This is a genomic window from Inquilinus sp. (genome assembly GCF_039594555.1).
Lineage (GTDB): Bacteria > Pseudomonadota > Alphaproteobacteria > DSM-16000 > Inquilinaceae > Inquilinus.
Window position 1 is genome coordinate 1 of sequence record NZ_JBCNNF010000297.1, and the last position, 8,694, is coordinate 8,694.

At 69.4% G+C, this 8,694-nt stretch carries 8 protein-coding genes and 1 pseudogene; 6 read left to right on the forward strand and 3 right to left on the reverse strand.

The window, feature by feature from the left end; all coding sequences use genetic code 11:
- Window positions 1-89: 89 nt before the first annotated feature.
- The 3 genes from ABDW35_RS25850 to ABDW35_RS25860 form a co-directional block, all read right to left on the reverse strand.
- Window positions 90-509 (reverse strand): DUF559 domain-containing protein, encoded by a 420-nt coding sequence (locus ABDW35_RS25850; RefSeq protein ID WP_343716736.1) that lies wholly within the window; start codon window positions 507-509, stop codon window positions 90-92.
- Window positions 510-628: 119 nt separating this feature from the next.
- Window positions 629-1,693: an ABC transporter substrate-binding protein gene (locus tag ABDW35_RS25855; protein WP_343716737.1), complete on the reverse strand. Its 1,065-nt coding sequence runs from the start codon at window positions 1,691-1,693 to the stop codon at window positions 629-631.
- 294 nt (window positions 1,694-1,987) lie between these two features.
- Window positions 1,988-2,896: a LysR family transcriptional regulator gene (locus ABDW35_RS25860; RefSeq protein WP_343716738.1), complete on the reverse strand. Its 909-nt coding sequence runs from the start codon at window positions 2,894-2,896 to the stop codon at window positions 1,988-1,990.
- 108 nt (window positions 2,897-3,004) lie between these two features.
- Here ABDW35_RS25860 and ABDW35_RS25865 point away from each other — a divergent pair, with 108 nt between their 5' ends.
- The 6 genes and pseudogenes from ABDW35_RS25865 to ABDW35_RS25890 all read left to right on the forward strand — a co-directional run.
- On the forward strand, window positions 3,005-3,859 hold the full coding sequence (locus ABDW35_RS25865; protein WP_343716739.1) for an arginine deiminase family protein: 855 nt from the start codon (window positions 3,005-3,007) through the stop codon (window positions 3,857-3,859).
- Between the two features lie 8 nt (window positions 3,860-3,867).
- Window positions 3,868-5,040, forward strand: a complete 1,173-nt coding sequence (locus ABDW35_RS25870; protein ID WP_343716740.1) for an aminotransferase — start codon at window positions 3,868-3,870, stop codon at window positions 5,038-5,040.
- Window positions 5,041-5,059: 19 nt separating this feature from the next.
- A complete protein-coding gene (locus ABDW35_RS25875) occupies window positions 5,060-6,160 on the forward strand; it encodes an ABC transporter substrate-binding protein (protein WP_343716741.1) in 1,101 nt (366 codons plus the stop codon).
- Between the two features lie 67 nt (window positions 6,161-6,227).
- Entirely contained in the window at window positions 6,228-7,280 is a 1,053-nt protein-coding gene (locus ABDW35_RS25880; protein ID WP_343716742.1) for an ABC transporter ATP-binding protein, read from the forward strand.
- Window positions 7,277-8,173 (forward strand): ABC transporter permease, encoded by an 897-nt coding sequence (locus tag ABDW35_RS25885; protein WP_343716743.1) that lies wholly within the window; start codon window positions 7,277-7,279, stop codon window positions 8,171-8,173. The genes ABDW35_RS25880 and ABDW35_RS25885 overlap by 4 nt, the downstream gene beginning before the upstream one ends.
- A gap of 2 nt (window positions 8,174-8,175) precedes the next feature.
- A pseudogene (locus ABDW35_RS25890) lies at window positions 8,176-8,694 on the forward strand (ABC transporter permease); the annotation flags it as partial.

An 8,694-nucleotide genomic window follows, 5' to 3' on the forward strand; every position in this document is an offset into this window, starting at 1 on the left:
GGTCGACCCCGCCCAGCGCCCTGACCGCCCCGAAGCTCTTGGCTACCCCGGCGAAGTCGACGATCGGTGTGGAATTCATGTCCGGATGCTCAAGTTTCCCTCTCCTCGGGGAGAGGGAGGGGCCCGCCGCGTTGGCGGCGGGAGGGTGAGGGGGTGGCTCGGTGCCGCAATTCGTGCGCGATCATCTCGGCCACCGCCTCGGCTTCCTGCAGGACCTGATGGTTCCAGAAGCGCAGCACGGTCACGCCCTGCGCGTTGAGATAGGCCGTACGATCGCGATCCCGCTCCTCGGTGTGCTGCCCGCCATCGACCTCGACGGCCAGTCGGGCCTTCTCGCAATAGAAATCGAGGACGTAGGGACCGAAGGGATGCTGGCGGCGGAACTTCGCCCCCTCGATCCCCCGCCGGGAAAGCACGAACCACAGCTTCCGCTCCGCATCGGTGCCGTTCTGCCGCAGGCGCCGTGCCCGGCCGACCGAACGGCTCTCCAACTCCCGGTCGCCCGCCATCCCCCTCACCCTCCCATTCGCCAACGCGAATGGGCCCCTCCCTCTCCCCAAGGAGAGGGAGTTTAACGCAAGGCGGAGGCAGCAGACGACCGGGCCGCATGGGCCTTGGCTTTCGCCGCTTACCCCTCCGTCGGCGTCGCCGGCAGGTCCTTCTTCGCGACGATGGCGTCGATCAGCTTCACCGTCCAATCCTGCGGATAGGTGGCGTTGGTGACGCCGCCCTCGGGCGTGTGGGCCAGCCAGTAGTCGAGCTTGGCCTGCTCCACCACCACAGTCGGCAGCCGCAGATCCTTCGGCACGTCCTTGCCGGCCAGGATCTGCTGCGCCACCCAGAAGGCGACCTGGGCCGAGCCGGGGGCGATCGACAGGCTCATCGTCTCATAGCCGCTGGCGGTCTGCTCCTTCCACCACTTCAGCTCCTCGTAGCGGTTGCCCATGATGATCAGGGGCACCTTGCGCCCGGCGGCCTGGAAGGCCTGGGCCGCGCCGTAGCCGTCGCCGCCCTGGGTCACCACCGCGTCGATCTGCGGCAGGGTCGGCAGGATGCCGGCGACCTCGCGCTGGGCCACCGTCTGGGTCCAGTCGCCATGCACCGAGCCGGCGATCGAGAAGGCCGGATTGGCCTTCACCCCGGCCTCGATACCCTTGTGGATCTCGTCATCGACGAAGACGCCGGCCAGGCCGCGGATCTCCAGCAGCTTGCCGCCCTTCATCCGGGTGGCGAGGTAATCCATCTGGGCCTTGCCCATGCCCTCGAAATCGATGGCGATGCGCCAGGCGCAGGGCTCGGTAACGATGCCGTCGAAGGAGACGACGACGATGCCGGCGTCGCAGGCCTCCTTCACCGCGCCGTTGACCGCGGTGGGCGAGGCCGCGTCGATCACGATCGCGTCATAGCCCTGCAGGATCATGTTCTGGATCTGCGCCGCTTGGTCGGTCGGCGAATTGTCGGCGGTGGTGAAGGCCGGCGCCTCGGCCACCAGCTTCTGGGCGACCGCCGCCTTGCCGACCTCGTCCCAGCTCTTCAGCATCGCCTGGCGCCAGGAATTGCCGGCGTAGTTGTTGCTGAGCGCGATCTTCTTGCCCGAGGTGTCGCCGGTGGCGACGCCGTCCGCCGCATGGGCCGGCACCGCGGCGATGCCGCACAGGAGCGCCGCCAGGGCCCAGGGTTTCACACCACGCATGAACCGATCCTCCCGAAATATTCTGTCCGGAATCGCGTCCGGCGGCGGCACTATCGGATTTATCAGACAAATTGACAAGTGTACGAAACATTAAACAAATGTCCTCTGTCCGACGGCCCGGCTGCTGGTTTGCGTCTGCCCAAACACCCACCGTCATCCCGGGCGCGGCGCAGCACGAAGTGATGCGCTGCAGACCCGGGATCTGCCGCAGGACCTGCACGAGATCCCGTGTCTGCGCAGCGGCACTTCGCGCCGCAGCGCGCACGGGATGACGACGGTTTTCGAACACCTATGTCAGGACTTTGACCGCGACGCCTGCAGGTCCTGGATCAGCAACTGCGCCGCGCGGGAGACAGTGGCGCCCTTGCGGGTCACGATCTCGAACGGCGCGTCATAGGACAGCAGGCCCGGCAGCAGCTGGTACAGCCGGCCCGCCGCCAGCCACGGCGCCGCGTAATGGGTCGGCAGGAAGCCGATATAGCCGCCGGACAGGATCAGGATCGCTTGCGCCTCCATGCAGTCGACCGTGGCCGAGGCCGAGGCTTCGGACAGGCCCAGCCGCTCCAGGTCGCCGAGATTCCAGTAGCCGCGCGTGATCAGCCGCTCGCGCCGCATCTCGGCCAGGAGGTCCGGGCTCTCCGGCGCGCCGAACAGCCGGTGCCCGGCGCCGCAGTAGCACACCTGCTTCTCGCGATAGAGCGGCGTGTAGACCAGCCCGGCGATGTGGCGCGGGAAGGCGCTGACCACCAGGTCCAGCTGCCCGTCCAGCAGCCGCTGCTCCAGCCGCGCCGGCGTGTCGATCGCCAGATGCAGGTGCACCCGGTGGTCGCGGCCGCCGAAGCGGCGCAGCCCGTCGATCACGGGCGATCCCGGATCGCCGGCCGTGGCGTCGACCAGCCCGATATGCAGGTCGCCCGCCAGCCGGGCGTCCAGGGCCAGGGCCTCGGTCCGGAAGCCTTCGACCGCGTCCAGCAGGCGGCGCGCCGCGCCATAGACCGCCCGGCCCTTCTCGGTCAGCCGGAAGCCGGAGCGGCCGCGCTCGCACAGCCTGGCGCCGAGCCGCCGCTCCAGATGCGCCATCTGGGTCGAGACGGTGGAGGCGCCGAGATTCAGCGCCGCCTGCGCCGCGGCGAAGCCACCGGCATCGGCCACGGCGACGAAGATGCGCAGCAGCCTGAGATCGACGTCGGATACGTTCTTCATGGCGACGAGATTACATCGAGAAACTGCGAAGTGAACGTCACGCCGCCGCTATTTTTCAGGCCCGCGACATTTGTCATCCTTCCGGCAACGAAACATGTGAGGCTTCGCGTGACCTGGACCCTGGATTCCGAGACCGGCGTGCTGCGCGACGTGCTGCTGGCGACGCCGGAGCACTATGCCTGGCAGCCGACCAACAGCATCGCCCGGGCCACGCTGGACGCCGGGTCGGCCTATGACCATCAGCGGGTGCAGGGCCAATACCGGCAGATGGTCGACGCGCTGGAGACCGCCGGCGTCACCTGCCACTACCTGAAGACCGAGCCGCACCTGCCCTATCAGGTCTACACCAGGGATTCGAGCCAAGTGACGCCCTGGGGCCCGGTGGTGACACAGCTGTTCCGGCCGCAGCGGCGGGGCGAATACGCCTCCGTCATCGAGTTCTACCAGCAGCATGGCGGCGTCTGGCGCTATTCCACCGACGGCACGCTGGAGGGCGGCGACATCCACATCATCCGCCCCGGGCTGGTGCTGATCGGCAGTTCCGGCGAGCGCACCAACGAGGCCGGCGCCCGGCAATTCGCCCGCTGGTTCGAGGCCGAGGGCTGGGAGGCGCGGGTCGAGCCGTTCCCCGAGCATTTCCTGCATCTCGACGTGATCTTCTGCATGGCCGCCGACGTGCTGGCCGTGGCCTGCACCGACGTGCTGGACGACGGGCTGCTGGACTGGCTGAAGGCGCACGGGATCAAGCTGATCCCCGTCACCTACAAGGAGGTGATGTCGATGGGCTGCAACCTGCTGGCGCTGGGCCGCGACCGGGTGCTGTCGCCGAAGCACAGCGCCCGGGTGAACGCGGCGCTGCGGGCCGAAGGACTGACGGTGCTGGAGCCGGAGTTGGACCTGCTGGCGGCCGGCGGCGGCAGCATCCACTGCATGACCATGCCGCTGAAGCGCGATCCGGTGTAATCAGGGCCATGCTCACGCTCAACCCCCTCCTGACCGCGGTCGCTGCGCCGCCGATCGCCGAGGCCCAGCGCTGGGTCGAGGGCCGCAGCTTCCCGGCCGACCGGCCGCTGATCGACCTGGCCCAGGCGGTGCCGGGCTATGCCCCGCCGGAGGCGCTGACCGCCCATCTGGCCGAGCGGCTGCGCGACCCCGCCATGCACCGCTACACCGCCATCCTGGGCGTGCCCGAGCTGCGCGCGGCGCTGGCGGCGCGCTTCGCCCGCTACTATGGCGGCGCCATCGGCGCGGAGAACGTGGCGATCAGCGCCGGCTGCAATCAGGCCTTCTGCCTGGCCATGACGGCGCTGGCCCGGCCCGGCGACCAGGTGATCCTGCCGGTGCCCTACTACTTCAACCACCGCATGTGGCTGGACGCGATGGGCATCCAGGCGCTGCACCCGGCCTTCCGCCCCGATGCCGGCGGCGTGCCGGATGTCGAGGAGGTGGCCGGGCTCATCACCGACCGCACCCGCGCCATCGTGCTGGTGACGCCGAACAACCCGACCGGCGCTATCTACCCGGCCGCGACGCTGCGCGCCTTCTATGATCTCGCCAAGCGCCGCGGCATCGCCCTGGTGCTGGACGAGACCTATATCGACTTCCTGCCGACCGACGCCCGGCCGCACGACCTGTTCGAGGACCCGGACTGGGCGTCGACGGTGGTGCATCTCTACAGCTTCTCCAAGGTCTTCGCGATCACCGGCCACCGCGTCGGATCCATCACCGCCGGGCCGGCGCTGATGGCGCAGGTCGAGAAGGCGATGGACTGCGTCGCCATCTGCGCCCCGCGCATCGGTCAGGAGGCGGCGCTGTTCGGGCTGGAGCAGCTCGGCGGCTGGGTCCAGGGCAACACCGCGGCGATGCGCGAGCGCGCGGACGTGTTCCGCGCCGCGCTGTCGCAGCTGGAAGGCTGGCGGCTGGTCAGCCTGGGCGCCTTCTTCGCCTATCTCGAGCATCCGTTCCCGGGCCGGGACGCGGTCGCGGTGGCCCGCGGCCTGGCGCTGGAGCACAATCTGCTGACCCTGCCGGGCAGCATGTTCGGGCCGGGGCAGGACCGTTTCCTGCGCGTCGCCTTCGCCAATGTCGGCAGCGACGCGGCCCCGGTCGTCGCCGGCCGCCTGACCGCGGCCCTGGCGCTATAAGAAAGGACAAGGAGGTTTCATGACCCGCGAGATCTATCGCTACTCCCCCAGCCGGCGGACGCTGCTGAAGCTGTCCGCCGCCGGCGCCGCCCTGGCCACGATCGGCCGGGCGCCCTTCGTGCACGCGCAGGAGCGCAGCATCAAGATCGGCACCTATGGCGGCTATTTCGAGGAGAGCTTCGGCAAGCACGTCTTCCCGGACTTCACCAAGGCCACCGGCATCAAGGTCGAAGGCGTCGGCGAGCCGACCGGCGAGGCCTGGCTGGTGCAGCTGCAGACCGCGGCCAATGCCGGCGAGGCCCCGGCCGACGTGTCGATGATGGCCCAGGTGGCCATGCTGCGCGGCATCAAGTCCGGCCTGTGGCAGGCGCTGGACCCGGCCAAGATGCCGAATGTCTCGAAGGTCTTCCCCGAGTTCCTCAACAAGTACGATGACGGCCGCATCGCCGGCGTCGCCGCGGTGGCCTGGTTCATCACCCTGGTCACCAACACGGAGACCTACAAGGACGCGCCCACCAGCTGGGCCGCCCTCTGGGACAAGGCGAACGAAGGCAAGCTCGGCCTGATGGCCCTGGCCAGCAACTCCTTCCTGCTGGAGATCACCGCCCACACCTTCTTCGGCGGCAACACCGACATCCTGGCGACCAATGAGGGCGTCGAGAAGGTGCTGGCCAAGCTGGCCGAGCTGAAGCCGAACGTGTCGCTGTGGTACCGCGACGAGGGCCAGTTCCAGAACGCCCTGCAGTCGGGCGAGATCCCGATGGGCGAGTACTATCACGACGTCACCGGCCTCGCGATCAAGGACGGCTTCCCGGTGCGCTCGACCTTCCCGAAGGAGGGCGGCGTGTCCGACCGCGGCTCCTGGGCCGTCAGCAAGGCGTCGAAGAAGCTGGAGGAGGCGCAGGTCTTCATCGACTACATGTGCCAGCCGGCGCAGCAGGAGACGCTGTCGCGCAAGGTCGGCACCGCGCCGATCGTGCCGCGCGACATCCTGAGCCTGTCGGCGGCGGAATTCGCCGCCGTCTCCAGCGACATCAAGCCGATCATCCCGGACTACAAGCTGTACACGGAACGCGGCGACTGGGTCGCGGAGAAGTGGACGGGTATGATTACCGGCTGATACCGAGCGCGCCCCGGCCGCGCCGCCCGTGGCCGGGGCCTTCCTTTCGAGACAGGACCCGCGCCGCATGCACGAGCTCCGCCTCCAGGGCATCGCCAAGGATTACGGCCGGGTCACCGCCGTCACCGATGTCGATCTGGCCGTCCCGGCCGGCAAGCTGGTCTGCTTCCTCGGCCCCTCCGGCTGCGGCAAGACCACGCTGCTGCGCATCATCGCCGGGCTGGAATCCCCGACCAAGGGGCAGCTGCTGCTGGACGGCCGCGACGTCACCCCGGTGCCGACGCACAAGCGCAACTTCGGCATGGTGTTCCAGTCCCTGGCGCTGTTCGAGCATCTGACGGTGGGCGAGAACATCGCCTATGCCCTGCGCATCCGCGGTGCCGATAGGGCGGCGCAGCGCAGGCGGGCGGAGGAGCTGCTGGCCATGGTGCAGTTGCCGGGCGTGGCCGACCGCCATGTCTCGCAGCTGTCCGGCGGCCAGCGCCAGCGCGTCGCCATCGCCCGGGCGCTGGCGATCGACCCCAGCCTGTTCCTGCTGGACGAGCCGCTGTCGGCGCTGGACGCCAAGCTGCGCGAGGCGATGCAGATCGAGCTGCGCCAGCTGCAGCAGCGCCTGGGCGTGACCACCATCCTGGTCACCCATGACCAGCGCGAGGCCATGACCATGGCCGACCTGATCGTGGTGATGGGCCAGGGCCGGATCCAGCAGGCCGGCGCGCCGCTGGAGATCTACCGCCGCCCGGCCAACGCCTTCGTCGCCGACTTCATCGGCACCGGCAACCTGCTGCCGGTGCGGGTCGATGGCGGGACCTTGCGCCTCGGCGACGCGGTGCTGACCGCGAGCGAAGGGCTGGACGGCCTCAAGCCCGGCGCCGGCGCCACCCTGCTGGTGCGGCCGGAGGAGGTGCAACTGCGCCCGGCCGGAGAGGCCGGGCCGAACCGGGTGGCGGGCACGGTCGATTTCGTGCGCGATGTCGGCAATTCGGTCGAGGTCTATGTCGACTGCGCCGGCACCCGGCTGGTGGCCGCCGCCGCGCGCAAGGACCTGCCGCCGATTTCGGCCGGCCAGACCGTGACGGTCGAGCTGCCGCCCGACTCCTGCGTGGTACTGGCGGCATGACCGCCGTCGCGACTGCCGCCCCGCCCGCCGCAGCCCCCTCCGCACCGCGCGGCCTGATCGCCCGGCTGCCGGCGCTGTGGCCGGCGGCGATGCTGGGTGTGTTCTTCCTGATCCCGTTCGTGATCATGGTGGCGTTCAGCTTCTACCACCGGGTCGAGGGCGGCCTGTACGAGCCGGCCTTCGAGCTGGACAACTACGCCCGGTTCTGGACGCCGCTGTTCACCCGCGTGCTGGGCTTCTCGCTGATGATCTGCGGCCTGGCCGCGGTGGTCTGCGTCACCGCCGCGGTGCCCTTCACCTGGTTCCTCAGCCGCACCCGCCGGCCGGCGCAGGTGGCCTGGCTGGTGGTCATCCTGTCGATCCTGTCGCTGTCCGAGGTGATCATGGGCTTCGCCTGGTCGATCCTGCTGTCGCGGTCGGCCGGCATCTCCAACCTGCTGGTCACGCTCGGCATCCTCTCGACGCCCGATGCGTGGACGCCCAGCTTCGGCGCCCTCCTGATGGGCCTCTGCTTCATCGGCTTCCCCTATTCCGTGCTGATGCTGTACCCGGCGGTGAACCGCCTGGACCCGGAGATCACCGAGGCCGCGCGCACGCTGGGCGCCTCGCCCTTGCGCGGCTTCTTCACCGTGGTGCTGCCGTCGCTGCGCCAGGCGATCCTGGCGACGGCCATCCTGGTCTTCGTCTTCACCCTCGGCTGCTACGTCCTGCCCCAGGTGCTGGGCAAACCGGAGCACTGGACCCTGTCGGTGCTGATCACCGACCAGGCGATCTACCAGTCGAACATCCCCTTCGCGGCAGCGCTGGCCGTGTTCCTGGTACTGGTCAGCCTGGCCCTGATCGGACTCACCCTGCTGCTGGGCCAGGGCCGCAAGCCGGCCGGGGGGCGCTGACCATGGGCAGGGTGCTCAGCCGCCTCTATATGGGCCTGATCGGGGCCATCCTGCTGGCGCCGATCATCGTCATCATCGGCGTGTCGCTGAACGAGAAGAAGCGCCTGCTGTTCCCGCCGCAGGGCCTGTCCTTCGCCTGGTATGGCGAGATGCTGCAGGACCCGGACTGGGTCGGCGCGCTGGGCCACAGCGTCACCATCGCCGTGCTGGCCGCGGCCCTGTCGGTGTCGATCGCGCTGCCGATGGCCTGGTACCTCTGGCGCTGGAACCCGCGCTGGGGCCGCGCCCTCTACACCCTCGGCATCGCGCCCTTCATCCTGCCGCCGGTGGTCTCGGCGCTGGGCTTCCTGATCTTCTGGCAGATGGTCGGGCTGTACGGGCACATCGCCGCCACCATCGTCTCGCACGGCATCTTCTTCGTCACCCTGCCGCTAGTGAACATCGCCCTCGGCCTGGCTTCGATCGACCGGGCGGCGGTGGAGGCGGCGCGCACGCTGGGCGCCGATGAGCGCACGGTGTTC